The sequence below is a fragment of the Salinicoccus sp. HZC-1 genome, from assembly GCF_046736035.1.
Classification (GTDB): domain Bacteria; phylum Bacillota; class Bacilli; order Staphylococcales; family Salinicoccaceae; genus Salinicoccus.
Map to the genome: position 1 here is coordinate 425,388 of NZ_CP177130.1, position 26,951 is coordinate 452,338.

Here is a 26,951-nt window from a genome sequence, read left to right on the forward strand (position 1 = left end):
ATAATAAGAATCATGGTTATCACTGATAATCATTATCAGTTGAGGTGGCTTTCTATGATAAGAAAATTATTTAGACAAGACGTACTTATAATTATACTTTTGATATTTTCCGTTCTATCTATGTTTGTAGGTGTTGTTGACCTGCATCCGGGTGATTTATTTAACTTGAGTGAAGAACAGCGGGGCATCCTTTTTAACAGTCGGTTACCCAGAACAGTATCCATTATCATTGCCGGTGCATCACTCGCTGTCTGCGGCCTCATCATGCAGCAGCTGACACGTAACAAGTTCGTTTCTCCAACGACAGCGGGAACGATGGAGTGGGCACAGCTCGGCATCCTGATCGGGCTCATATTCTTTCCGGGAGTGAGCATGCTGGGTAGGCTTTTATTCGCTTCCGCATTGGCGGTTGTCGGTACAATGCTGTTTATGCAGATCATTTCGAGAATAAAGTTCAAAGATATCATCTTTGTTCCATTAATCGGTTTGATGCTCGGGGGCGTGGTTGCCAGTATCAGCACTTTTATCGCACTCAGAACAAATATGCTGCAGGCAATTTCCAGCTGGATGCACGGGAGTTTCTCGACGCTTATTGCGGGCAAGTATGAAATACTGTATATCAGCATCCCACTTTTTATAGTCGCTCTTTTTTATGCGCACCAGTTTACGGTTGCCGGAATGGGGGAGGATTTCTCCAAAAATCTGGGACTCGACTATCAGAAGGTGCTTTACATAGGTTTATTTATCACAGCAGTCATTACAGCACTGGTTGTCGTATCAGTCGGTATGCTGCCGTTCCTTGGACTGATCGTTCCTAATATTGTATCGGTCTTCAAAGGAGATCATCTACGGAGCACCATTTTCCTGACCGCGGTGTTAGGAGCAATATTCGTTATGATCTGTGATGTAATAGGCCGTGTGGTTATTTATCCATATGAGATTTCAGTGGGTCTGACAATCGCAATCATCGGCGGATTCGTCTTCTTATTCCTGATATTCAGGAGGGCCGGTGCAGATGCGTAGAATAACAAAGAACAAATTAATTTTGATGCTCACCATAGGAGCAGTCGCATCGATTGTCCTATATATGCTATACGATTTAAACCCGGCAATTTTCTTCTATCAAATACCATCGAGGTTAAAAAGAGTTGCCGCGATCATTATTGTGGGTGTAGCGATTGCAGTATCTACAGTGATTTTCCAGACGATAGTAAAAAACAGAATCCTGACCCCTTCCATTATGGGCATCGATTCTGTCTATGTATTTATACAAACATCAATGATATTCTTTGGCGGCGCTTCATCGGCGATTTTATTAAACAGTAAAGCGAATTATTTCATAAGCATGGCGCTGCTGGTGATTTTCACGTTATTCGTTTTTAAATTTCTATTCAAGTTTACAAAGAACAACGTATTCCTATTGTTACTGATTGGTATCATACTTGGTACATTATTCGGTAACCTGTCTACATTTATGCAGATCATGATCAGTCCTGAAGATTTCCTGATTTTACAAAACAGCTTATTCGGTTCATTCAGCGCTGTGGATGAGTCATTGCTCGGCATCACCGGAATCATCGTCCTGGTGTCAATATTGGTTGTACTGAAAGACTTTAATGCCCTGGACGTCATGTCACTCGGCCGTGAGCATGCCATGAATCTTGGTGTGGAGTATGACAGGAAAGTATCCCAGCTGCTGATCATCATTGCCGTTTTGGTCTCAGCCGCAACAGCGCTTGTCGGGCCCATGATGTTCCTGGGACTGCTCGTGGTAAATATTGCCCATGAACTGTTCAACACTTACAAGCATGTTTATCTGATTATCGGTTCTGCCCTCATCAGTGTCATCACATTGATCACCGGGCAGATGATAATACAGTTCATGTTTGACGGTGGGGTGGAATTGAGTGTCATCATCAACCTGGTTGGTGGAATATACTTCATTTATCTAATGCTTAGGAGGAGTAAAGTATGATAAAAGTAAGAGATATAACTAAATCATATGGTGAGAAGAAGGTAGTGGATGACGTATCGCTATCGATTGAAAAAGGAAAAATCACTTCTTTGATCGGTCCCAATGGCGCAGGTAAAAGTACAGTAATTTCCATGATTACGAGATTGCTCGATAAAGACAGCGGTGAAGTATTGATCGAAGGGGACAACATATTCACCCAGCCAAACAATGAACTGGCTAAAAAGATTTCGATATTGAAACAGACAAACCATATGGAATTGAAAATCACGGTGAGGGAGCTTGTCAGCTTCGGCCGTTATCCATACTCAAAAGGCCGTCTGAAGGACGAAGACCATAGAATCATAGATGAAGCCATCGAATATATGGAACTGGAAGAACTCGAGGATCGGTACATCGATGAGCTTTCAGGCGGACAGAGGCAGCGTGCATACATTGCTATGACGATTGTGCAGGATACTGAGTACATTTTCCTGGATGAGCCTCTGAACAATCTGGATATGAAGCACTCTGTACAGATCATGCAGATTTTAAGAAGACTTGTCCGCGAGAAGAATAAAACGATCATTATCGTGATCCATGATATCAACTTCGCTTCCTGTTATTCCGATAACATCGTTGCACTGAAGAATGGCAAAATCGCCATCAGCGGAACAAAACATGAAGTCATCAAGAAGAGCATACTGGAAGAGATTTATGAGATGGAAATAAACATCCAGTGTATCTTCGGCCACAACATCTGTATATACTTCGATGATCAGATCGGGGATGTTACCGAAAATGATGCACAGGAATACGCCCATACGGTTGCCCATGAGCAGCTCAGGGCTTAATGATTTATCTTTTTAAAAACGATCTTTAAGGAGGTGGTGGCAGCTTAATCGGATGTATTTTTTGTAGTTTTTAGTGGGGGCTAAAATTATACTTAACGGGAGAGGTAAATTAGATGGATTTTAAGAAATTTTACTTAATGCTTGCCATGGCTGTCATGCTTGTACTTGCAGCATGCGGCAATGGTGAAGGAACAACAGAAGAAAGTGCTGAAACAGACGAAGCGGGTACAGGAACAGAAGAATCTTCTGAGACTGTAACATTCGAGAATAATTTTGAAATTGGCCCTGCACGTGGTGAAGAAGGCGATACAACAAAAGTAAATGAAACGATTGAACTTCCTAAAAACTCCGATAAGGTTGCCATTTACGACTTAGGCGTGGCATCTACGTTTTTAGCATTGGGAATTGAAGAGAATATCATCGGCCTGCCAAAAGGCGAAGGCAATGCTTCACTCTCAGAATCACTTAAAGAATTTGAGTCGGATGAATATGCCAACCTTGGCGGATTGAAGCCTGATGAATTTGAAACACTTGCTGAATTACAGCCGGAAGTGATCATGATTCACGGCCGCCAGTCAAATACGCAGGTAGTGGACGAAATGAAAGCAGCCGCGCCGGATGCTCAAATTGTTTTTGTCGCTGCTGACAACAACAATTACTTCCAGGATATCATGGAAATGACGACGTTCCTTGGTGAGATGTATGATGTTCAGGATAAAGCGGCGGAACTGGTGGCAGACATGGAAACAAAAGTTGAAGAAGTGAACAATACTGTGACAGAAACGGATAAAAGCATGCTGTTCATTCAGACGAATGGGGGAGACCTTTCCTTCCACGGTGAAGGCGGCCGTTATGGTTTCCTTTACGAAGACCTTGGATTTACATCTGCCGGGGAGCAGGAAGAGAGCGGAACTACAGACAACCACGGCAACCAGGTAAGTTTTGAGTTTATCGCTCAGACCAACCCGGGTATTATGCTGGTCATGGACAGAGGCGCAGCAGTTTCCGACGGTGATGCAACGCCTGTTGATGTAGTAATCAACGATGTTACTGCAGGTGTAGATGCTATTGAGAATGAAAATATCATCGAACTTAACCCGCAATCCTGGTATCTCAATTCCGGCGGTTACTTAACGGGTATGGCACAGCTGGAAGAAATTGAAGCAGGTATGGAAGAAGTTAAATAATATATATACGAAAAACCCATCAGAACTGATGGGTTTTTTTCTTAAACTTGATTAAAAGTCACTTATATTTGTCGACGCGTTTATATACATGGTCGCCGATGATACGGACTTCACGATTCAGCTGTACACCGAATTCTTTTAATACCGTGGACTGGACATGGTCTATCAAAGCTTCATAGTCACTGGCAGTACCATTATCAACGTTCACCATAAAACCGGCATGTTTCTTGGATACTTCAACACCGCCGATGCGGTATCCCTGAAGGCCGGCTTCCTGGATCAGTTTCCCTGCGAAATTTCCCGGCGGGCGCTGGAACACACTGCCGCAGGACGGGAATTCCAACGGCTGCTTTGATTCTCTGCGGTAAGTCAGGTCGTCCATGATCGCTTTGATCTCAGAAGGAACACCGGGTTTCAAAGCAAATTTTGCTTCCACTACGACATAATCATTTTCCTGGACAATGCTTTTGCGGTAGCCAAGACCGAGTTCTTCATTTTTAAGTCTAATGATATTGCCTGATTTATCGATTGCTGTAACTTCCAGAAGGCAGTCTTTCACTTCCCCGCCGTAAGCTCCGGCATTCATGTAGACAGCACCTCCGACGCTTCCAGGGATGCCGCAGGCGAATTCCACACCGGTCAGGGACAAATCATAGGCGAATCTGGATACATCAATGATTGCCTTTCCGCTGCCTACTGTAATGATTCCGTCTTCCTCTTCCAGATGATTCAGCTTGAGCAGGTTAAGTACAATACCCCTGATACCGCCGTCACGGATGATGATGTTGGAGCCATTTCCCAAAAATGTTACGGGGATATGATTTTCCTCACTGTAGCTGAGCACCCGGCATGCATCCTCCACATTGCGGACTGTCACATAAAAATCAGCCGGACCGCCTGTTTCTGTGTAAGTGTAATTTTTTAATGGTTCATATATTTTAATGTCAGGATCTTGAAGGATTGACTTCAGATCTGTTTCTATTTGCGTAGTATTCACCGTAGTAATTCCTTTCAAGTGAGATTGACTATGTATATTATAATAGAAATGGAGCATTTTTGGAAACGAGTTAATATTTTGAGCACATTGTAGACCAATGTGATGTGTGCTATATTTTGTTTAGTCACTGCCAGACAGTGTAACATAACAGCATAACGATACTACAATAAGGGTGTGACACCTTTTGCATCATAACATAAAAAATCAATTGGGACTGCTTTTATTTTTCAGTCTGATTATTCTGGCCGGATGTTCAAACAAAATGGAAGAAGACATGAAACAGTATATGTCTGACATGGAAGAAATCCATAAACTGAATGATGAATTCACCTCCCAGGCCAGCGCGCTGGATTATGAATATCTGCCCGAGGAGCTGTCTTCGAGAAATGCTGATGTGGATACAGAGCGCCTGGAAGCAATCAGCGAGAAACTGGAACAGGATATTCTGCCGCTTGCGGATCAAATGGCAGAAAAAATTAAAGGCATCGAAGTGAATAACGAAGAATTAGTAGAACCGCATGATTCATTTAAAGAGAGTATTGAGCTTAAGCAGGATTTTGCGCAGCAACTGGATGACTACGTCCAAACTTATCTGATGTCAGTCCGTTCCAATGAGGAGCTGATCGGACTGAGCCAATCATTTATGGAAAATCAGGGGGAAAGGGACAAGGTCATTGAAAGCGCGACAAGTGACATGGAGACGGATGAAATCGACCGCCTGATCGACCAGATTAACAAAAACAGTGAGTCGCTGGAATCGGAATCCAAATTGCTCCAGGGCGACGAATCGATTGATGAGAAACAAAAGCACATCGATAATGTCATGGCACCGCTCATCGATGAGCACATACAATCGCTCAACCAGATGAATCTTGAGACCGAAAGTGCGATTCGCGTACGCAGTCTTTCTTTGGAAATGTATTACGAATTTGAAAAGTACTATCAGGAACGTAAAAATGCCATGACCTACAATGAGAAGCTGCAGGGGCTGCAGCTGCAGAACATCATACCCATGAAAGAAACATACGAGAAACTGGATGAAAAATATTTTGACCGTATAAATGAAATTGAGAGTGAACTCGAATAGTCCACCCTCAGTCTTTGCTGTTATTTTTATCTCCAGTCTGCTGCTGGTGCATCGGATGATCCGGGTCTTTTAAAACTTTGGAAATGAAAACATTTCTAAATATGACTGTCACAATCCAAAAGGCGAAAACTGCCAGTAAAATCCAGGATACTGTCGCGTTATTCTCAAAATCAAGCATGAATAGAACGACGATGATGAGCAGTGAAGCATTTATTGTATCAAGGAAAGTCCATCTCTTAAGTGATTTATTATTCATAAGTTTAAACATACCTCCAATCCATCACATTATATCATATGGGATAAGTAAATTTGCTTATTTCTGTGATAAATGATAAATTAATTAAAGTTTAATGAGAAGGTGATGAAATGTTAACAAAAACGACAACGATTGAATCTTTTCAAAAGCTATTGGCAGAAAAGAAGACCTTCTTCTTTATGAAGCATAGCAGTACATGCCCAATATCAGCAGCTGCATTCGAGGAGTTTCAGAAGTTTCATTATGAAAGAGATATGGACGGTTACTACCTGGTCGTCCAGGATCATAGAAAGCTGTCTGACTATATCAGCGAAACCTTTGATATAAAACACGAATCTCCACAGGCTTTTTATTTTGAAGCTGGGGAACCAAAATGGAATGAATCACACCAGAAGATTACTTTGAAAAGTTTATCTTCTGTTGAAGATTAAAAAAAGCCAATCCCTCGGGATTGGCTTTTTTGGTTATTTTAGAAAAGGAATGAACATGACTCTGTTCTGTCCTTGTTTTTTAGCGGCATGCAGCATGTCGTCAGCATTGGTAATCACTCTTCCTTTTGTAACGTCCGCCTCGCCTTTGTATCCGACCCCGATTGAAACGGTAAGCCGGATGGTTTCCTGATCATTGATGTGGAAGTTCGCACGCTCCACGCTGTTTCTGATCGCTTCGCCCAGACGGACAGTTTTATCGAAGGACAGGTTTGGAATGACCATAGCGAATTCTTCACCGCTGTTACGGAATAAAGAGCCGCCGTTCGGCACGTGGTTATCGAGCAGGTTCGCCATCTGCTTGATGAGTGCATCACCTGATTCGTAACTGTGTTCATCATTGACGACTTTGAAGTTATCGATATCAATGAGCAGCAGGCTGAGTGTGTCGCTTTCATTAATGAGTATATTGACCTCTTCATCGAATGATTTGATATTGCCGAGCTGCGTCAGGAAGTCCCTATACTCATCTTCCTCGTAGCGTTTCAATAATTTCAGGATCATATTGATATCTTCATACATCATCATTGCAAAGAACATGACGGTTGTACTTGTGGCAACGAATACGAACATCTGCCACAGATTCAGGTCATTGACGAAAAGATTGATTCCGAAAACGTATAAAATTGAAAAGATGATGCACGCGGCTGTGAGTGTTTTCAGTTTTTCGAACTTCAGGAATGGCAGGATGGCCATAACAAAGATATACAGCACAGCGAATATGATATAGATCTGCCAGCTGTAATCGAAAATCAGGTAATGGAACAGGTAAACGACGACCATGGAGCCGAGCATATAATAAGGAACGCTGTACTTCACCAGTATGAGCAGCGGGATGAAGTACAGACTGAAAGTGATTCCGGATACATGAATGGGCACCATGAGCAGCAGCACCGCCAGGGTCGTCATAAGAAGTGCCTGAAACATGCCGGAATCGATCAGACGCCGGTCTTCGGCATATTGCAGACGGTGGAATAAGTATATGCCGCTTATTGTCAGCGATATATTCAGAACAAAATCAATCAGCATATACTATCCCTCCTAAACTTGTATTATTCGTCGAGTTCCAGGTTCTGGCGCAGTTCATTTCTGACATTGCTGTATGACTCATCGTTTGGATAGAAGTACCAGAGACCATCTGAACCGCGGTCGTCGACACCTTCCAGTGTCAGACGTTCGATGTTCTGTGCAGGCTCCTGATAGTTGGAACGAATTGCATTGAGTTCACCAAGCGGAATGTTCGTGCTGACGTTCTTCCTTAAAACACCCAGAATCTCATTGAAATTGGTAATCGTCTGCAGGCTCAGCATTTCCTCTGAAATCGCCTGGACGACCTGCTGCTGTCTCATCTGTCTGCCGGAGTCACCGCCGGCGCCGGCTGATTTTCTGCTTCTGGAGAAGGCCAGCGCCTGCTCACCGTCCATTTCATAAGTCTGCCCGGCAACGAATGAATAGCCGGATTGGTCAAACGTATCCTCACTTGTGACAGTGATGCCGCCGACCGCGTCGACGATAGTCTCAAGTCCGTCCATATTTACCGATACATAATAATCGATCGGAGTATCCAGGAAGTTTTCCACCGTGTCTTTTGCCATAACGGGACCGCCGTATGCATAGGCATGGTTGATTTTCTCCGTAGTGTCCCGGCCGACGATTTCAGTCCTGGTATCCCTCGGGATACTTACGATGCGCCCCTCTTCATTGGCCGGATTCAATGTAACGACCATGATTGTATCTGAGCGCTGGCCCATGCCCTTGGCGTCTCTCTCGGAATCGGAATCTGTACCGAAAAGTACTACAGAAACCGGATCGCCGTTACCGAGGTCGATTTCACTGTCCCTAAGGTTCGAAGCAGTGTCCTCCAATTCTATCTTTTCCCCTGTCTGATTGTCCTGACCCGGGTTGTTCATATCGCCTACTGCGCCTTTCAGCTGGAAATATACGTATGCAAAAACACCTGCGATAATAATAACTGAAACAATTAACAGCACAAGCAGTATTTTTAATACCGGGTGCATGCCTTTTTTATTCTCTGTTCTTTTCATTATGAAGCTCCTTTTTCATATTGATATAATTATACAACGAAACCGACAACTTGAAAATTATTATTGCGCAAAACAGAATATACATTCCATATTTAAACGTGAATATGATATAGTAAATTGGAAATCTTCGAGATGGTGATGATATGTATACTTTATTTCTACTCACGGTATCCTTTTTAATTTCATTGATATTGATACCGGTATTTATATGGGGAAGCCGCAAATTTGGATTTGTCGACTACCCGAATTTCAGAAAAGTTCATGCGAAACCGATACCGTACCTCGGTGGTGTGGTAATCCTGATTTCCTTAGTGATTGGAATCATGATTTCGCGGCCGATAGAGGCGGAATATAAACCCATCATCATCGGTGGGATTATAATCGTCATAGTCGGTATTATTGATGACAAATATGACCTGAGACCGTCGTTGAAACTCATCGGGCAGATACTTGCGAGCAGCGTGCCGATCTACTATGGAATCGTGATTGATTATATCACACCATTTGGAGTGTCGATTGACTTCGGAGTCATGACAATACCGATTACACTCATCTGGATGATAGCAATCATTAACGCGATGAATATCATCGATGGTCTGGACGGGCTGGCAACGGGTGTTGCAGTAATTGCACTTTCCAGCATCAGCTTCATTACTATAATCCAGGGTAACCTATTCGTCATGATGATTTGTGTCATTTTGATTGGCTCGTGCCTCGGCTTCTTAGTGTACAATTTTTATCCTGCGAAAATATTTTTGGGGGACAATGGGGCGATGCTGCTCGGTTTTGTACTGAGTGTTGTATCGTTGATGGGATTCAAAAATATAACTCTAATCTCATTGTTTTTCCCAATCATCATTTTGGCAGTGCCGTTTATCGATATGGTCTTCGCTGCACTCCGGCGGTACCGCAGCAAAGTATCGCTCGTCAAAGCGGACAGAAGTCATATCCACCACAGGCTGAGGAATCTTGGCTACACACATATGGAAAGTGTAATATTGATCTACTTCATTGCTATGCTTTATGCAGGGGGCAGCATCATATTGTATCTATCCACGATTCCCGGGGCAGTCATCATTACTCTGCTGCTGATTTTTACAACAATCATCATTGTTGAAGCAATCGATCTGGCAGGGTCCAACAAAAAACCGGTGCTCAATTTTGCACGCAGGTTCGTACACAAAATATTCTCGTAAACTTAAACAGCACTTTCGGCCTGGATGACATCAAGTTCTTCCAGTTCGTGAGTGTTTTTTGTTATTTCGAGGAGTCTTTTCATAAAGGTCTCTTTATCCGCTTCTTTCACATGGATAAGGTATGAAACTTTATCCGTGTACTGCGTATCTTTAATTTTGATATCAGTTTCACTGATGAAATGTTCAAAACGGCTGGTGTTCGTATAGTCCATCGTTATTTTAATCGGAATAACCGGGGTTTTCACCACTTTACCCGCCGCTTTGACGGCATCGCTGGCCGCCCCTGAATATGCGCGTATCAATCCGCCGCCGCCGAGTTTGATGCCGCCGAAATAGCGGGTGACTACAACTGTCGTATCATACATGCCTTCCCGTTTTAATACTTCCAGGATCGGCACGCCCGCGGTTCCCGACGGCTCACCGTCATCATCCGCTTTTTGGATCAGTGCGCTTTCACCGATGATATAGGCGCTGCAGTTATGATTTGCGTCCTTATGCTTCTTTTTTATTTCGCTGATAAACGCTTTTGCTGCTTCATCTGTCGATGTACGGCGAATATACGCAATGAATCGCGATTTATTAATTGTTGTTTCCGTCTTCGTGTCGAGTCTGTTCATATACTCCTGTTCCATTAAATTCACCTCTCAGGAGTATTTTAACACATGGTTGAACATGGACGGAAACCGGCAGTGTGTAGTAGAATATTTTTTAAGTGTGAATGAAGAATTGGAGGAACCAATATGAAGATTGCAGTCGTAGTGGATTCAACATCCTATCTGCCCGGGGCATTGAAGGATAAATATGATATCCGCACAATTCCTCTCAGTGTAATTATTGATGACAGTTCTTATAAAGAAGACGAAGAAATATCACCCGGTGAGTTTTATGACAAAATGCGGGAGATGGAAGAACTCCCGGGAACAAGCCAGCCATCTATCGGGGATTATATATTACTGCTGGAAACTTTGAGAAGAGAAGGGTATACCGATGTCATCAGTGTTCACCTGTCGAGTCAGATCAGCGGTACTTACCAAAATGCGATTGCAGCAGGACAGAGTGTTCAGGGGATAGAAGTCCATGCCGTAGATACGGAAGTCGCCTGCTATGTACAGGGTTTTATGGCACTGTATGCTGCCCAGCGCAAAGAGGATATGGCGATTGATGATCTGCTTGATGCTCTGGAAGAGATGAAACGCAAAAAAAACACGAATGCATATCTTATCGTGGACACTTTGACAAATCTTCAAAAGGGCGGGCGTCTGTCAAATGCCCAGGCAATGATCGGCAGCCTCCTGAAAGTAAAGCCGATACTTGAATTCCAGGATGCCACAATTGTGCCGTACGAGAAAATCCGCACGAAGAAAAAAGCGATGAAGAGAGTAGAAGAGATTTTTGCAACGGAGATGGAACGCCATAGAGGCAAACCGGTTACCGCTGTTGTCATCCATTCAAATGCTGAAGAAGAAGCGGAAAAGTGGCGGGAAACGTTGCAGGAACAATATCCTGATATAATATTCAGGCTGAGCTATTTCGGTCCCGTTATCGGAACGCATCTTGGTGAGGGTGCGCTCGGACTCGGATATACGACATTCGAAGTGGATACGGAAGTATAACGAAACAGAGATATAACCCAATTCAATATTTAAGACGCAGCTTATTCGGGCTGCGTCTTTTTATTATAAAAGGAGATAAAAATGATCATCAAACATCTGGCAGCAGAAATCTATAAACCGCAGGGCGTGGATCCTGATAAATATATCTGCCACCGCTGCAGTAATAAAACAAAGCGTTACTTTTACAAATATTACTCCGAAATACATGGTGAATATATAGTCTATTGCCTAAAGTGTGTGAATATCGGCCGGTCCGACAGTGTCACGCCGCTCAGGGTCATTAATACGACGCCCGAATCCGAACCTTGCGATTATAGCCTGGGATTCGAGTTGAGCCCGGCGCAAAAATCTGCATCGGACAGAATTGTTGAGGCGCTGGATTCAAAACAGAATCTGCTGCTGTACGCTGTGACCGGCGCAGGAAAAACGGAGATTACTTTTGAAGCAATCTCACTTGCGCGGCAGCGGGGGCTGAACGTTGCATTCGTCTCCCCGAGGATCGATGTGGTCAAAGAAGTATATCTGCGCCTGAGCGGCGCATTTAAAAATGCCGGCATCGATCTTTTATACTCGGGGGTGAAAATTGAATCGGGCCACCGGTTCACCGTCTGTACCGTCCATCAGCTATACAATTATATCGATCATTTCGATCTGGTCATTGTGGATGAGACGGATGCCTTTCCGCTTCCGGCCGACGATCAGCTGATGGATGCCATCACCCGGGCGGCCTCTAAACATTCCACCATCGTTCTCATGACCGCAACACCGAACCGGAAAATGATTGATTTCGTCGGCCGGGAGAATGTGGTGAGCCTGACGCGCAGATACCACGGGCATGACCTGGCCATACCGAAAGTGGTGTGGCAGAGTGTATCAAAAGATATCAGCAGAAAGCGGCTGCCCGGAAAGCTGGAGATGCTGATCCGGAACATTACCGATGGAAATCGGCGGGTACTTGTGTTTCTGCCGGAAATCAGCCTGATGAACAGACTGTACCCGCTTATAAAGGAAAAATTTCCGGATTCGGATTCAGTCTACAGCGGGGATCCGGAACGCTACGTAAAAGTGGACAGGATGCGCAACGGGAAAACAAAAGCGCTGCTGACCACAACAATTCTGGAAAGAGGGGTGACTTTCAGCGGACTCGATGTGATTGTCGTCAACGCAGAGATGTTCAGCGCCGACAGCCTGGTGCAGATATGCGGCAGGGTCGGGCGGAAAACGGATGATCCCACGGGTAATATCTGGTTCATCGCCGGTCACAATACGGGGCATATCAGGCAGACGGTTAAAATCATCAAAAGTTTCAATGCCGGGAAAACAACAATATGATATGCCTTTACTGTCATGCGCCGATTAAAGGAGAAAGTGATATTATTACGATATTCCGCCCCGAAGCACCGCTTTGCGGCGGGTGCCGGAAGAAGCTGGACCGATGGCGGGCCGGGCATCGCTGCGGATTCTGCCACCGTCTGCTCAAGAAGGCGGAAGAAGAGTGCCCGGATTGTTTATTCCTCTCTGAAAAATACAGACGCCCCGGAAAGATCATGTGCATGATGGATTACAGCGAAGAAGTGAAAATGCTGTTTCACAGATATAAATTCACAAAAGATGCGGCGCTGAGGGAAGTCATTGCGATGTTTCTAAAATGCAACTTCGGGGAATATGATATGACCATACCGATTCCGATATCAGCCGCGCGGCTGGAAGAACGGGGATATAATCAAACTTCCATGGTGCTGCAGAGTGCAAAGATTCCATATCAGGATATACTGGTGACGAATAAAGCCGGACGCCAGTCGGAAATGGGTAAAGCGGCACGGCTGCAGACTGTTAACCCGTTTGATTTCAAAGCGGATTTCGATAGTGCATTGCTGGAAGGGAAGCGGATATTGGTCGTGGATGACATTTATACTACTGGTATCACGGTACATCAGGCGATTGAGAAGTTATACACTAAAAACCCTGGCACAATGGATGTGTTAACGTTTTCAAAAGCCTGAATACTCTGATATAATATAAGTAGGAAATATAACGCATTGAAGGAGGGGGTTTCACTATGATCAGATGTGAAATTCGTGGAGAGAACATTGAGGTAACTGATGCAATCAGGAACCACATCGAGGAAAAAGTCAGCAAGCTGGAACGTTACTTTACAAATGCTCCGAACAATCATGCACATGTCAACATCAAGACGTACAACAACAAGCAGGCTAAGGTCGAGATTACGATCCCGATGAAGAATCTTACACTGAGGGCGGAAGAGAAGCACGATGACCTTTATGCGGCTGTCGACTTGAATGTAGACAAGCTGGAAAGACAGATCAGAAAGCACAAGACGAAGATCAACCGTAAGTTCAGGGAGAAGAACCCGGAACAGGACTTCCTTGCAGCCGCGGAAAATGCGGAAATGAGAGAGAATGGAAACAACGGCGATGATGATGATATCGCAATCGTACGCTCTAAAAAGTTCCAGCTGAAACCGATGGATTCTGAAGAAGCAGTATTGCAGATGAACATGCTCGGCCATGATTTCTTTGTCTTCAATGACAGGGAAACAGAAGGTACAAGCATTGTATATAAACGCAATGACGGCAAGTACGGGCTCATCGAAACGAATTAAATTTCAACGTTTTAAATTCCCAGTTAAAAATGGGGTGTAATCCCCGGCTGTCAGCAGCCGGGGATTACTTATGGGCGCCCCGCAATGCATACATATTTTATTTTGGGTCATTTAATGGTAATATAATGAGATGAATTCATAGTGATAGATATAATGAGGGAGAGAAATCCATGGGTATTTTGGACAAAGTCTTTGACGGTAATAAGCGGGAGCTGCGCTCCCTCCGAAAGATTGCTGATAAGGTCGAGGGCTATAGAGAAACAATGGCTGGTCTTGATGATGCGGCGCTTCAGAACAAGACGGATGAATTTAAAGAGAAGCTCGCCGATGTGGAAGATGCCGGACAGCAGGAGAAAATACTGGATCAGATTCTGCCTGAAGCGTTTGCTGTCGTTCGCGAGGCTTCTAAAAGAACCCTCGGTCTTGAACCTTATCCTGTTCAGATAATGGGCGGTGCATCACTTCATAAAGGCGATATTTCCGAGATGAAAACAGGTGAAGGTAAGACACTTACTGCAACGATGCCGGTATATCTGAATGCATTGACAGGCAAGGGTGTACATGTCATCACAGTCAACGAATACCTTTCTGCAACCCAGATGGAAGAAATGTCCGTACTGTATAACTTCCTGAAACTGACGGTCGGATTAAACCTCAACGTTAAGAACAGTGAGGAAAAGCGCGAAGCGTTTGAGGCGGATATTACGTATACGACAAACAATGAGATCGGGTTCGATTATCTCCGCGATAACATGGTGACATACAAAAAGGACCGTGTACTCAGAGGACTTAACTATACCATCATTGACGAAGTCGACTCCATCCTGATTGACGAAGCGCGTACACCGCTGATCATTTCCGGGAAGGCGAATCAGACGAACACCCAGTATATCCAGGCGAACCAGTTCGTGAAGATGCTCAAGGAAGATGAAGACTTCACCTATGATATAAAAACGAAGAACATCCAGCTTAACGATGAAGGGATGGAAAAGGCGGAGAAATGGTTCAAAGTGGATAATCTGTATGATGTGAAACACGTGAACCTGCTACACCATATCAACCAGGCGCTAAAGGCGCATTTCTCAATGCAGCGTGATACAGACTACGTCGTCGAAGAGGAGAAAATTGTCATTGTCGACCAGTTCACGGGCCGTAAGATGAAAGGGCGCCGTTTCTCGGATGGACTGCACCAGGCAATCGAAGCCAAAGAGGGCGTTGAGATTCAAAATGAATCCCGTACGATGGCATCCATCACCTTCCAGAACTTCTTCAGGCAATACAACAAACTCTCGGGCATGACGGGTACAGCCAAAACCGAGGAAGAGGAATTCCTCAACATATATAATATGAAAGTTGTACAAATCCCGACAAACATGCCGATCGCCAGAGAAGATAAAACGGATAAGATCTATTCGACGAAAGACGTTAAGTTCAAACACGTCGTTGATGAAGTGGTGGAAAGGCACCGCAACGGCCAGCCGGTTCTGATCGGAACCGTGGCGGTTGAAACGAGTGAGTACATCGCAGATCTGCTCAGCAAAAAAGGCATCCGGCATAACGTACTGAATGCCAAAAACCACGAACGCGAAGCGGATATCATCACGAGTGCCGGTAAAAAAGGCGCCGTAACGATTGCGACAAACATGGCCGGGCGCGGTACGGACATTAAACTTGGCGAAGGTGTCACCGAAGCCGGCGGACTTGCTGTCATCGGTACGGAGCGGCATGAATCCAGACGTATCGATGATCAGCTCCGCGGCCGTGCCGGACGTCAGGGGGATGTGGGTGTAAGTACATTCTACCTGTCCCTCGAAGATGACCTCATGAGACGTTTCGGTTCGGAACGCATGCAGAGCATGATGGGCCGGCTCGGCATGGAGGAAGAGGAAATCACATCCAAAATGATTTCAAGAGCGGTTGAATCTTCTCAGAAACGTGTGGAGGGCAACAACTTCGATGCGCGTAAAAAACTGCTGGAATATGACGATGTGCTAAGACGCCAGCGTGAAATCATTTATAAGGAACGTAATGAAATCATTGACAAGGAAGACGTAAGGGACCAGCTGATGGGCATGATCGAAGCGTCAGTGGACCGGACGGTCAATTACTATATTCTCGATGATGAGGAACTGATTGATTACGAACAGTTTATCAAAACGATAGAAGACACTTATCTGGCGGAGGAATCCATCGAAGTCTCGGACGTACGCGGCAAGGAAACCGATGAGATCGTTGCGCTGATTCTTGAAAAAGTGAATGCGGAATTAGAACGTAAAGAAGAAAAACTCACATCCGAGAAGATGAGATTGTTCGAGCGCATGATGATGCTCCGTACAATCGACCAGAAATGGGTGGAGCACATCGACAGCATGGACCAGCTGAGAACAGGGATCCATCTCCGTTCATATGGCCAGATCAACCCGCTGCGTGAATATCAGAATGAAGGACTCCAGATGTTTGAGGACATGCTTGTTTCAATCGAAGATGACACGGCGAAATACGTGCTTAAGACTGAACTGAAATCCGACGAGGAAATCAAGCGTGAACAGGTTATCGAAAAAAATGAAATGCACACGGGCGACGGCAAGGAAAAGGCTAAAAAAGGCCCGGTTAGAAAAGAAATCAGAGTGGGCCGCAATGACCCGTGTCCTTGCGGTTCAGGCAAGAAATATAAAAATTGCCACGGTAAATAGCAGAAAGAAGGAAAATATATGGAATTGCATGAAATAAAAAATTTCGTTGCTGATATGCACGGTAAATTAGATGACTTCAGGGGGTCTCTTTGACTTAGAGGAAAAAGAGACACAGATCAAAGAATATGAAGAGCGTATGGCAGACCCGGATTTCTGGAATGACCAGGAAGAAGCTCAAAAAGTCATCGACAGCAACAATCATATAAAGAAAATTGTAGAGGGTTTCCGTGAAATCGAATCGGCGGTGGAGGACATTGAACTCTCCCATGAACTGTTAAAAGAAGAGAACGATGAAGACATGAGGGAAATGATCGAGGAGAACGTCAGAGAAACCCGGAAGAAAATCAATGCGTTCGAACTCAATATTCTTCTCGATGACGAACACGACGAACTCAGTGCGTTATTGGAGCTCCATCCGGGAGCAGGCGGAACGGAATCCCAGGATTGGGCGGAGATGCTGCTCCGTATGTATCAGAGGTATGCAGAGAGCCAGGGATGGAAAGTGGCAACACTCGATTATCAATCCGGGGATGAGGCGGGTGTGAAAAGTGTGACGCTTTCCATCAGAGGCGTAAATGCATACGGCATGCTGAAAGCGGAGAAAGGCGTGCACCGTCTCGTCCGTATTTCGCCGTTTGACTCATCGGGCCGCCGCCATACTTCATTCGTCTCATGCGAAGTCACACCGCAGTTTGATAACAGTGAGATTGAGATCGATATCAAGACCGATGATATTTCAGTCGACACATACCGGGCAAGCGGCGCCGGCGGCCAGCACGTCAACACGACGGATTCCGCTGTAAGAATTACACACCATCCAACCGGCATCGTGGTGACCTGCCAAAACGAACGTTCACAGATAAAGAACCGTGAGCAGGCGATGCATATGCTCAAATCCAAGCTTTATCAAAAAGAGCTGGAAGATCAAAAGGCGGAAATTGCAGCGATAAAAGGCGAACAGAAAGAAATCGGCTGGGGCAGCCAGATCCGTTCATATGTATTCCACCCGTATTCAATGGTCAAAGACCACAGAACGAATTATGAGGTCGGTAATACGGAGAAAGTCATGGACGGCGGACTGTCGCCGTTCATCGATGCCTACCTCAGATTGAACATGTAAAATGAATATTATTGTTAAAGGACGATTTCCGCGTCAGGCGGGAATCGTCCTTTATTGATTTGTGACAAATATCCAACAATTGTTTAATCAGGGTATATTGGGGGGTATGTGATATGTGTATCGTAGAATATTTAAGTTGGGGGGCTTATTTATGAAGAAATTATGGTTACTTATGACTTTCGCAGCAGTACTGGTACTCGGTGCCTGCGGCGGCGGAGATTCCGGCGGCGGAGATTCCGGCGGCGGATCGGAAGAGCCGTCAGATGAAGGTGCAGCGACTGAAGAAGAATCTTCCGAGGAAAGCACGGAGGAGAGCACTGAGGAAGGTTCGGACAGTGCGAATACAGGAGATACTGAGCTTGCAAAAGAAGCGTATCAGAAAAATACATGTGCCAGCTGTCATGGTGAAGACCTTTCGGGGGCTTCCGGTCCTGCGTTGACTAGTGTGGGCAGTGAGCATTCCGAAGAAGAAATCCGCACTCAGATCGAAGAAGGCGGCGATGGAATGCCGGGCGGTCTTGTAACTGATGAAGAAGAGCTGGATGCACTTGTTACATGGTTGGCTTCGCAGACAGGAGAATAGACGATAAAGTGGACGCAAAATCCTGGCCAGGATTTTGCGTCTTTTTTTTTGGAAGTTTGTAACGTATGGTGAAGGGCGGCGTGAGTTTATGATAACTGATCATCGTTTAATGCAGCGGCAAGACAGCCGGCTGCGTTCCTGTCTGCTTTATTTCAGATTAAAAGAATACAGACGATCATTCTGATATGAAGCTGCGCTGCCAGCATTGATTTTCATTCAATAATGAAACACTCTCCTCTTAACGGTCGTCGGGGCTCAATTGAACAGCATCCTGCATGGATTTGTCCGATATCCACCCCGATTCCTCAAAAATCCTCTGTAATCTTTTTTGTAAAGAAGCCCGTGAAAAACCGCACGTAAAACCCATGATCCCCTCCATACCAGTCATTTGAACATCTTCAAAAAACGAGCGCTCTGTTACAGCGTATTTCAGTCATTTCGTTTAGATTACAAGTGGGTTACAAACACACAAATCATGTTTGATGTGTGCTATAGTTTTGGTCGTGGTCGAAAGGGGCTTCCCTTTTAAGACATTTACTAATAAAATATCAATTTAAAATTCACCCAATTAAGGGACATATAGATAGAGACCAGAGTTGATTTTGGGTCAAGGAAAACTAGGAGGATTTATTTACTATGAAGAAAACGTTATTGTCAGTTGCAACGGTTACAGCACTAACAGGTGTAGCTTCACATAATATCTCAGCAGCGGATTATACGGTGGAACAGGGTGACACTCTATGGGGTCTTGCCAACGAAAGCGGCACTACTGTTTCCAACCTTAAAGAAGTGAACGGTCTTTCAAACGACCTTATCTTCCCGGGCGATGTTATTGAAGTGGACGGAGAAACAGAAGAAGCTCCTGCAGAAGAGGCTGAACAAGAGAACGATGGTACATACGTAATTGAACCAGGCGACACTCTCTTTGAAATTGGCCAGAAATTCGGCGTAAGCCATAACCAGATCATGGAATGGAACAACCTTTCTTCAGATTTGATCTTTGCAGGTAAAACTCTTATCGTCTCTGAAGCGGCAGCTCCATCTGCATCTGCAGTAGAAGAAGCACCTGCAGTAGAGGAAGCTCCTGCAGTAGAAGAAGCACCGCAGGCTGAGGAAGAAACTCAGGAATCAAGCACAGTTCAAGCGGCTGAAGTAGAAGAAGCACCGGCAGTTGTTGAAGAAGACAACAGTGCAGACGAACAGGCTGCTGCAGAACAACGTGCTGCGGAACAACAAGCAGCTGAGCAACGTGCTGCAGAACAGCAGGCAGCTGAACAGCGCGCAGCAGAAGAAGCAGCGGCACAGCGTGCGGCAGAACAGGAAAGAGTTGAGCAGCGTGAAGCAGAGCAGGCAGCAGCAGAACAGGAGCGCGAGGAAGCTCAGGCGGCAGCGCCACAACAGACTTCATCAGTAAGCGGCGGTAACGCTGTAGCTGTAGCTCAGTCAGTTGCAGCAGGCAAATCCTATGTTTACGGTGGAAACTCTGCATCAGCAGTAGACTGCTCCGCACTTTCTCAGCAGTTCATGAAAGCATATAAAGGCAAAACGATTCCAAGAACAGCTGCAGCTCAAAAAGCGGCAGGCACACCAACTTCAAACCCGCAGGCGGGTGACCTTGTATTCTTCAACGGTGGATCCCACGTTGGAATCTACATCGGCAACGGCCAGATGATTGATGCGCTTAACCCATCCGAGGGTGTTGGCCAGCGTTCAGTAAGCTATGTAAGTGGCTCAGTGGACGGCTATTACACTTACTAATATCCATATAACGAAATTAAGACATTCTGCACATTGTGCAGGATGTCTTTTTGTGTGTGAAAGACTGTATACTTTTGCTGCATGTGTTAAAATGGTTGAAATAATAGAGTAAGGTATGTTGTGAATGAAACCGAAAAATATCATTATTATCGTCGTACTCGCTGTGTTTTTCATTCTGGTCGGTGCGGGAATCGGTGCGGTGCTGAATGTGTCGGACGACCGGCTGGAGCAGCAGTCACTGGAGACGCTTAAAAGTTCAGAAGGCAGAGATAACCATCATGCAGTGGGTAAAAATATTTTGAATAAGGAATTTTCAGGGGTAATAAATGACGCGGAGGCATTTGAAGATATCATTGCTTCAAACGAAGTTACCGTTGTTAACTTTTTTGCTTCATGGTGTGATCCATGCAGGCGTGAAACTCCTGAGCTGATTGAATATCATGAGGAACATAGTGGTGAAGCCTTGGATGTTGTTGGAGTCAATATCGATGACAGTCCGGAGAACCGCGATAAGTTCCTCGGAGAACTCGAAGTTACATATCCGGTATTCGAGTTTGAAAATGAACCGGAAGCAATTGAATCATATAAAATCCATCTGATGCCGACGACATTTTTTGTTGACAGCGAGGGCATGATTGTCCGTGCTTATATCGGGGAGGTCGGCGTCGGCTTGATAGACAGTTACGTTAATTATGTGAAGGAGGATTCCTAATGGGAGTACATCAGTATTTTAAGAGTCTGAATGATCTGGAGAAGCTGATACGCTGTCCGGGCAAGTTTAAATACCAGGAGCATAATGTTGCTGCGCATTCGTTTAAAGTGACGAAAATCGCCCAATACCTGGGGACGGTTGAAGAGTACCACGGCAATGAGGTGAACTGGAAAGACTTATATGAAAAGGCGTTGAACCATGATTATCCTGAAATATTCACGGGGGATATCAAGACTCCTGTCAAATATGCTTCCGGAGAACTTAATATGCTGTTTATGGAAGTGGAGGAAACGATGACGTCGCGCTTCATCGAAGAGGAGTTTCCCGAGCAGTATCAGGAAATTTATAAACGCCGTCTGAAGGAAGGGAAAGATGAAAGTCTGGAGGGACAGATTCTTTCTGTTGCAGATAAAATAGATCTGCTGTATGAATCTTTCGGAGAGATTCAGAAGCGGAACCCGGAACCTTTATTCTTTGAAATATATGAAATGTCCCTTGTGACGATAAAGAAATTTTCACATCTGGCATGTGTCCAGGATTTTCTTCAGAATATACTCTCGGACATGCTGAAAGAACGGTTTATACCAAAGACGGAACTGATGGAAATTACAGAATCTATAATGAATAAGGAGATTTAGACCCTGTGGAGCTTTACTGGTATATGATGGCTATGGTCGTACCGGCTGTAACCGTAGTATTTTTCACCCGCATGACACGCAATAAGTATGTTGCCGTCATACTTACATTCCTGCTTTTCGGTGTGTCTATATACCGGGGGTTCTATCACTCGGAATGGGTGATATTTATCGATGCGCTGTCGATTGTCCTTGGATATATGCTTGTAGAATTATATAGTCTGGATAAAGTTGATGATGAGTAGAAATAACCGAACAGATGTTTGTTATTTCTATTTTTATTTTGGTAAAATAAGAGGGACAGAAAAAAATGGGGGAAGAGAATATGGCACAATTTGAACTCGTCTCTAAATTCGAACCCGCAGGGGATCAGCCGAAGGCGATTGAAGAAATAACCGAACAAATCAATTCCGGCAACCGGCACCAGACTTTGCTTGGTGCGACAGGTACCGGTAAAACATATACGATGAGCCAGGTGATCAAAAACGTTGGAAAACCAACTCTGATCATCGCCCACAACAAGACGCTGGCCGGACAATTATACAGCGAATTCAAGGAATTCTTTCCGAACAACAGGGTAGAGTACTTTGTAAGTTATTATGATTACTACCAGCCGGAAGCCTATGTACCGCAAACAGATACATTTATCGAAAAAGACGCACAGATCAATGAGGAAATTGACAAATTGAGACACTCTGCAACGAGTGCACTCTTTGAGCGGGATGATGTCATTATCATCTCCTCCGTCAGCTGCATCTACGGTCTCGGTAATCCGGAAGAATACAACGATATGGTCGTGAGTGCCCGTGTCGGTATGCAGATGGACCGGAACGAGCTGCTGCGCAAGCTTGTCGATGTTCAATATACACGCAACGACATTGACTTCAAGCGCGGGACGTTCAGAGTCCGCGGCGATATTGTCGAAGTTTTTCCGGCATCCGAAGATGAACAGTGTGTCAGAATAGAATTTTTCGGTGATGAAATTGACCGCATCAGGGAAATAAACTACTTAACAGGTGAAGTGCTGGTTGAACGGGAACACTTTGCAATTTTCCCGGCCTCCCACTTCGTAACGCGTGACGAGAAGATGAAAGTGGCGATTGAACGCATCGAGAAAGAACTGGAGGAACAGCTTGGAAAACTGCGTGATGAGAATAAACTGCTGGAAGCACAGCGTCTGGAACAGCGTACGAACTATGATCTTGAAATGATGCGGGAGATGGGCTTCTGTTCTGGAATCGAGAACTATTCCGTCCACCTGACATTAAGACCGATGGGGTCGACCCCTTATACACTGATCGACTATTTCGATGATGATTTTCTCATCATGATCGATGAATCCCATGTGTCAGTGCCACAGATCAGAGGGATGTATAATGGTGACCAGGCACGGAAAAAAGTACTGGTGGACCATGGTTTCAGACTGCCGAGTGCGCTGGATAACCGGCCGCTCAAATTCGAGGAGTTCGAATCGAAGGCGAATCAGCTGCTCTATGTATCCGCCACACCTGGGCCGTATGAGATGGAACACACCGAGAAGATGGTCGAGCAGATCATCCGACCGACGGGACTGCTGGATCCGGTCATCGAGATCAGGCCATCCGAACACCAGATTGATGATCTGCTGGAGGAAATCGTTGCGCGCAGCGAACGGAATGAACGTGTCCTGATCACTACACTGACAAAGAGGATGTCTGAAGATTTAACGGATTACCTGAAAGAGGCGGGGGTTAAGGTCCAATACCTGCACTCGGAGATAAAGACGCTGGAACGGATCGAAATCATCCGTGATCTGAGGGTGGGAACATTTGATGTGCTTGTCGGAATCAACCTGCTCAGGGAAGGTCTCGACATTCCCGAAGTATCCCTCGTTACAATACTTGATGCAGACAAAGAAGGCTTCCTGCGCTCCAGCCGTGCCCTCGTGCAGACAATCGGCCGTGCGGCGCGTAACAGCGAAGGCCGGGTAATCATGTACGCTGATAAAATTACTGATTCTATGCAGTACGCCCTGGATGAAACGCAGCGGCGACGCGATACGCAGATAGCATTCAACGAAGAACACGGCATTACACCGACGACGATTAATAAGGAAATCCGGGATGTAATCAGCGCAAAAGTTGAGATTAAAGAGGACGCGTATAAAGAAGATTCGAAGAAAAAAACGAAGAAGATGACGAAGAAGGAACGGGAAAAAGTGATCGAGCAGCTGGAAAAAGATATGAAACAAGCGGCAAAAGATCTCGATTTCGAAGCGGCATCGGAGCTAAGGGATGCATTATTCGAACTGAAAGCAGAAGGGTGATTGAATCGTGAGAAATACACATATCAGCATTAGAGGTGCAAGACAGCACAATTTAAAAGATGTCAACGTCGATATACCGAGAGACAAACTCGTTGTGATGACGGGTCTGTCCGGGTCCGGTAAATCCTCACTTGCCTTCGATACTATTTATGCAGAAGGACAGCGCCGTTATGTAGAATCACTCAGCGCATACGCCAGGCAGTTTCTCGGCAATATGGAGAAACCGGATGTGGATGTGATCGAAGGGCTGTCGCCGGCGATTTCCATAGACCAGAAGACAACGAGCAACAACCCACGCTCCACAGTTTCCACCATTACTGAAATATATGATTACCTGCGTCTGCTTTATGCAAGGGCAGGCACACCGTATTGCCCGATTCACGGGGTGGAAATCACCTCGCAGACCGTCCAGGAAATGGTCGACCGTGTAATGACACTGCCAGAGCGGACAAAAGTTCAGCTTTTTGCACCGGTCATCCGGGGCAAAAAGGGCATGCATGAAAAATTGCTCGAGTCACTGGGCAAGGAAGGCTATGCACGTGTCATTGTTGATGGGGAAATGTATGATATTGAATCTGTATCGGGACTGAATAAGAATAAAAAACACGACATCGATGTTGTTATCGACCGTCTCGCAGTGCGTGAAGGGGTCGAAGCACGTCTCAGCGACTCCCTTCAGACCACACTGGTGAAAGGGGACGGCAATGTTGTCGTCAATGTGATAGACGGCGAAGATATGCACTTCTCTGAGAATTTTTCCTGTCCGGAATGCGGATTCACGATTTCCGAGATGGAACCGAGACTGTTTTCATTCAACGCCCCATACGGCGCGTGTCCGGATTGTGACGGGCTCGGTATGAAGATGGCGGTGGATGACAGACTGGTTGTAACCGAACCCGGCCTGACGCTGGAAGAAGGCGCAATACAGCCGTGGCAGCCGATCAGTTCCAATTATTATCCGACACTGCTCCGTCAGACATGTGAACATTTTAAGATTCCGATGGATGTACCTTTTGAAGACCTGCCCGCGGCGGATAGAAAACTCGTGCTTCACGGTTCAAAAGGGGAAACAGTGGACTATGTCTTCAAACAGGAGAATGGGGTCACGCGGCGCAGGACGATGCCGTATGAAGGAGTGATCAACAATATCGAACGCAGATATAAAGAGAGCCCTTCTGAATATACAAGAGATGTAATGAGCAAATATATGCGGGAAATTTCCTGTAAGACATGTGACGGCTACCGTCTGAACGAGGAGGCCAGAGCGGTCAAAGTGGACAGTAAGCATGTAGGCGAAGTGGTGGACCAGTCCGTAAAAGAAGCGCTCGGTTTCTTTAAGACGCTCACTTTATCCGAACAGAACAGCCAGATTGCAGCACCGATTCTAAAAGAGATCAACGAGCGGCTTTCATTCCTGTTCAACGTCGGTCTCGATTATCTGACATTGAACCGCAGAAGCGGGACACTCTCCGGCGGTGAGGCGCAGAGAATCCGTCTGGCAACGCAGATCGGTTCACAGCTCTCCGGGGTTCTCTATATATTGGATGAACCGTCCATCGGCCTCCACCAGAGAGACAATGACCGCCTGATCGGCACATTGAAAAGCATGCGGGATATCGGCAACACGCTGATCGTCGTGGAACACGATGAAGATACCATGCTTGCCAGCGACTACCTTATCGATATCGGTCCCGGCGCCGGAGAACACGGCGGACAGATCATCGCCCAGGGCACACCTGAAGAAGTCATGGAAGATCCGAATTCCATTACAGGCCAGTATTTAAGCGGCAAAAGGGAAATCCCGCTTCCGGAAACGTACAGGACGCCGGACATGTCGCACGCTCTGGAAATACGCGGCGCGAAAGAGAATAACCTTAAAAATGTGAATGTCAAAGTGCCGTTATCAGTACTGAACCTTGTGACCGGTGTATCCGGATCGGGAAAAAGTACTCTGGTGAATGACATCCTGTATAAAGGCCTCCATACAAAACTTTATAAATCCAAACAGATTCCCGGGAAGCATAAAGAGATTAAAGGTGCGGAAAATATCGAGAAAATAATTGATATCGACCAGTCTCCGATCGGCAGAACGCCAAGAAGTAACGCGGCAACATACACCGGTGTGTTTGATAACATCCGTGATGTATTTGCACAGACGAACGAAGCGAAAGTCCGTGGATACCAAAAAGGCCGGTTCAGTTTTAATGTCAAAGGCGGACGCTGTGAAGCCTGTAGGGGAGACGGCATCATAAAGATTGAAATGCATTTTCTCCCGGATGTATTCGTACCATGTGAAGTATGCGACGGAAAGCGTTATAATAGAGAGACACTGGAAGTGAAATACAAAGATAAAAGTATTGCGGAGGTTTTGGGCATGACTGTCGAGGAAGCATACTATTTCTTCGAAAATCTGCCTAAGATTAAGCGCAAGATTAAAACATTGCTGGATGTTGGTCTTGGATATGTAAAACTCGGTCAGCCTGCAACAACACTTTCCGGTGGTGAAGCCCAGCGTGTCAAGCTTGCATCAGAACTGCACAGGCGCTCAGATGGCAAATCGCTTTATATACTCGATGAACCGACGACAGGTCTTCATTCGGAAGATATACGCAAACTCATCGATGTCATCCAGCGGCTCGTGGATAACGGCGATACAGTCATCGTCATTGAACACAATCTCGATGTGATCAAAGTGGCAGATCATATTATCGACCTCGGACCTGAGGGCGGAGACGGCGGCGGCGAAATTGTTGTAAGCGGCACGGTACAGGATGTTATCGCAGAGCCTCAGAGCTACACGGGAGATCACCTAAATAAATGGTTGAAACGAAACCATCAGGAGGATTGA

General features: G+C 45.4%; 25 protein-coding genes. 20 read left to right on the top strand and 5 right to left on the bottom strand.

Features of this window, described 5'->3' with window-relative positions; all coding sequences use genetic code 11:
* Nucleotides 1-54 precede the first annotated feature (54 nt).
* The 4 genes from ACKRAT_RS02215 (at nucleotide 55) to ACKRAT_RS02230 (ending at nucleotide 3,992) form a co-directional block, all read left to right on the top strand.
* The gene (locus tag ACKRAT_RS02215) at nucleotides 55-1,023 is read left to right on the top strand and encodes an ABC transporter permease (protein ID WP_411843487.1); all 969 of its coding nucleotides are present in this window, start codon (nucleotides 55-57) and stop codon (nucleotides 1,021-1,023) included.
* Complete coding sequence (locus ACKRAT_RS02220) at nucleotides 1,016-1,975, top strand: iron chelate uptake ABC transporter family permease subunit (RefSeq protein WP_411843488.1); 960 nt, start codon at nucleotides 1,016-1,018, stop codon at nucleotides 1,973-1,975. Before ACKRAT_RS02215 ends, ACKRAT_RS02220 begins: the two co-directional genes overlap by 8 nt.
* Complete coding sequence (locus ACKRAT_RS02225; protein WP_411843489.1) at nucleotides 1,972-2,805, top strand: ABC transporter ATP-binding protein; 834 nt, start codon at nucleotides 1,972-1,974, stop codon at nucleotides 2,803-2,805. Before ACKRAT_RS02220 ends, ACKRAT_RS02225 begins: the two co-directional genes overlap by 4 nt.
* 113 nt (nucleotides 2,806-2,918) lie before the next feature.
* Nucleotides 2,919-3,992, top strand: a complete 1,074-nt coding sequence (locus tag ACKRAT_RS02230; RefSeq protein WP_411843490.1) for a siderophore ABC transporter substrate-binding protein — start codon at nucleotides 2,919-2,921, stop codon at nucleotides 3,990-3,992.
* A 58-nt stretch (nucleotides 3,993-4,050) separates the two neighbouring features.
* Here ACKRAT_RS02230 and murB read toward each other — a convergent pair whose 3' ends face one another.
* Complete coding sequence (murB, locus tag ACKRAT_RS02235; RefSeq protein ID WP_411843491.1) at nucleotides 4,051-4,989, bottom strand: UDP-N-acetylmuramate dehydrogenase; 939 nt, start codon at nucleotides 4,987-4,989, stop codon at nucleotides 4,051-4,053.
* Nucleotides 4,990-5,173: 184 nt separating this feature from the next.
* On the opposite strand from murB, the gene ACKRAT_RS02240 reads away from it, so the two are divergent.
* Entirely contained in the window at nucleotides 5,174-6,076 is a 903-nt protein-coding gene (locus ACKRAT_RS02240; protein ID WP_411843492.1) for an EMYY motif lipoprotein, read from the top strand.
* Nucleotides 6,077-6,083: 7 nt separating this feature from the next.
* On the opposite strand, the gene ACKRAT_RS02245 is transcribed toward ACKRAT_RS02240, so the two are convergent.
* A complete protein-coding gene (locus ACKRAT_RS02245) occupies nucleotides 6,084-6,332 on the bottom strand; it encodes a hypothetical protein (RefSeq protein WP_411843493.1) in 249 nt (82 codons plus the stop codon).
* Between the two features lie 110 nt (nucleotides 6,333-6,442).
* Here ACKRAT_RS02245 and ytxJ point away from each other — a divergent pair, with 110 nt between their 5' ends.
* The gene (gene ytxJ / locus ACKRAT_RS02250) at nucleotides 6,443-6,763 is read left to right on the top strand and encodes a bacillithiol system redox-active protein YtxJ (RefSeq protein WP_411843494.1); all 321 of its coding nucleotides are present in this window, start codon (nucleotides 6,443-6,445) and stop codon (nucleotides 6,761-6,763) included.
* 33 nt (nucleotides 6,764-6,796) lie between these two features.
* Here ytxJ and gdpS read toward each other — a convergent pair whose 3' ends face one another.
* Both gdpS and ACKRAT_RS02260 read right to left on the bottom strand, forming a co-directional pair.
* A complete protein-coding gene (gdpS, locus tag ACKRAT_RS02255) occupies nucleotides 6,797-7,849 on the bottom strand; it encodes a GGDEF domain-containing protein GdpS (protein WP_411843495.1) in 1,053 nt (350 codons plus the stop codon).
* A 23-nt stretch (nucleotides 7,850-7,872) separates the two neighbouring features.
* Nucleotides 7,873-8,865, bottom strand: coding sequence for an LCP family protein (locus ACKRAT_RS02260; RefSeq protein ID WP_411843496.1), 993 nt, complete (start codon nucleotides 8,863-8,865; stop codon nucleotides 7,873-7,875).
* A gap of 143 nt (nucleotides 8,866-9,008) precedes the next feature.
* Here ACKRAT_RS02260 and ACKRAT_RS02265 point away from each other — a divergent pair, with 143 nt between their 5' ends.
* Entirely contained in the window at nucleotides 9,009-10,061 is a 1,053-nt protein-coding gene (locus tag ACKRAT_RS02265; RefSeq protein ID WP_411843497.1) for a glycosyltransferase family 4 protein, read from the top strand.
* 2 nt (nucleotides 10,062-10,063) lie between these two features.
* Here the strand turns inward: ACKRAT_RS02265 and ACKRAT_RS02270 are convergent, their stop codons facing one another.
* Entirely contained in the window at nucleotides 10,064-10,693 is a 630-nt protein-coding gene (locus tag ACKRAT_RS02270) for a YigZ family protein (RefSeq protein ID WP_411843498.1), read from the bottom strand.
* A gap of 108 nt (nucleotides 10,694-10,801) precedes the next feature.
* On the opposite strand from ACKRAT_RS02270, the gene ACKRAT_RS02275 reads away from it, so the two are divergent.
* The 13 genes from ACKRAT_RS02275 to uvrA all read left to right on the top strand — a co-directional run bounded on the left by ACKRAT_RS02275 (nucleotide 10,802) and on the right by uvrA (nucleotide 26,951).
* Nucleotides 10,802-11,674 (top strand): DegV family protein, encoded by an 873-nt coding sequence (locus tag ACKRAT_RS02275; RefSeq protein WP_411843499.1) that lies wholly within the window; start codon nucleotides 10,802-10,804, stop codon nucleotides 11,672-11,674.
* Between the two features lie 81 nt (nucleotides 11,675-11,755).
* Nucleotides 11,756-13,006, top strand: coding sequence for a DEAD/DEAH box helicase family protein (locus ACKRAT_RS02280; protein ID WP_411843500.1), 1,251 nt, complete (start codon nucleotides 11,756-11,758; stop codon nucleotides 13,004-13,006).
* The gene (locus tag ACKRAT_RS02285) at nucleotides 13,003-13,677 is read left to right on the top strand and encodes a phosphoribosyltransferase family protein (RefSeq protein WP_411843501.1); all 675 of its coding nucleotides are present in this window, start codon (nucleotides 13,003-13,005) and stop codon (nucleotides 13,675-13,677) included. Before ACKRAT_RS02280 ends, ACKRAT_RS02285 begins: the two co-directional genes overlap by 4 nt.
* A gap of 56 nt (nucleotides 13,678-13,733) precedes the next feature.
* The gene (gene hpf, locus ACKRAT_RS02290) at nucleotides 13,734-14,297 is read left to right on the top strand and encodes a ribosome hibernation-promoting factor, HPF/YfiA family (RefSeq protein WP_411843502.1); all 564 of its coding nucleotides are present in this window, start codon (nucleotides 13,734-13,736) and stop codon (nucleotides 14,295-14,297) included.
* A gap of 170 nt (nucleotides 14,298-14,467) precedes the next feature.
* Nucleotides 14,468-16,990 (top strand): preprotein translocase subunit SecA, encoded by a 2,523-nt coding sequence (gene secA, locus ACKRAT_RS02295; protein WP_411843503.1) that lies wholly within the window; start codon nucleotides 14,468-14,470, stop codon nucleotides 16,988-16,990.
* A gap of 18 nt (nucleotides 16,991-17,008) precedes the next feature.
* Nucleotides 17,009-18,110 (top strand): peptide chain release factor 2 gene (gene prfB, locus ACKRAT_RS02300; protein ID WP_411843504.1). Its coding sequence is split into 2 segments (ribosomal slippage): nucleotides 17,009-17,080 and nucleotides 17,082-18,110, totalling 1,101 coding nucleotides; the frame shifts between segments, so codons are not numbered across the junction.
* A 151-nt stretch (nucleotides 18,111-18,261) separates the two neighbouring features.
* Entirely contained in the window at nucleotides 18,262-18,693 is a 432-nt protein-coding gene (locus ACKRAT_RS02305; protein ID WP_411843505.1) for a c-type cytochrome, read from the top strand.
* Nucleotides 18,694-19,329: 636 nt separating this feature from the next.
* Nucleotides 19,330-20,451, top strand: a complete 1,122-nt coding sequence (locus ACKRAT_RS02310) for a LysM peptidoglycan-binding domain-containing protein (RefSeq protein WP_411843506.1) — start codon at nucleotides 19,330-19,332, stop codon at nucleotides 20,449-20,451.
* Between the two features lie 124 nt (nucleotides 20,452-20,575).
* Nucleotides 20,576-21,163 carry a TlpA disulfide reductase family protein gene (locus ACKRAT_RS02315; protein ID WP_411843507.1) on the top strand — a complete coding sequence of 196 codons (588 nt, stop codon included), beginning with the start codon at nucleotides 20,576-20,578 and terminating at the stop codon, nucleotides 21,161-21,163.
* Nucleotides 21,163-21,801, top strand: coding sequence for a YfbR-like 5'-deoxynucleotidase (locus ACKRAT_RS02320; protein ID WP_411843508.1), 639 nt, complete (start codon nucleotides 21,163-21,165; stop codon nucleotides 21,799-21,801). The genes ACKRAT_RS02315 and ACKRAT_RS02320 overlap by 1 nt, the downstream gene beginning before the upstream one ends.
* Nucleotides 21,802-21,806: 5 nt before the next feature.
* Complete coding sequence (locus tag ACKRAT_RS02325; RefSeq protein ID WP_411843509.1) at nucleotides 21,807-22,043, top strand: CsbA family protein; 237 nt, start codon at nucleotides 21,807-21,809, stop codon at nucleotides 22,041-22,043.
* A gap of 80 nt (nucleotides 22,044-22,123) precedes the next feature.
* Nucleotides 22,124-24,103: an excinuclease ABC subunit UvrB gene (uvrB, locus tag ACKRAT_RS02330; RefSeq protein WP_411843510.1), complete on the top strand. Its 1,980-nt coding sequence runs from the start codon at nucleotides 22,124-22,126 to the stop codon at nucleotides 24,101-24,103.
* Nucleotides 24,104-24,110: 7 nt separating this feature from the next.
* Nucleotides 24,111-26,951 carry an excinuclease ABC subunit UvrA gene (gene uvrA, locus ACKRAT_RS02335; RefSeq protein ID WP_411843511.1) on the top strand — a complete coding sequence of 947 codons (2,841 nt, stop codon included), beginning with the start codon at nucleotides 24,111-24,113 and terminating at the stop codon, nucleotides 26,949-26,951.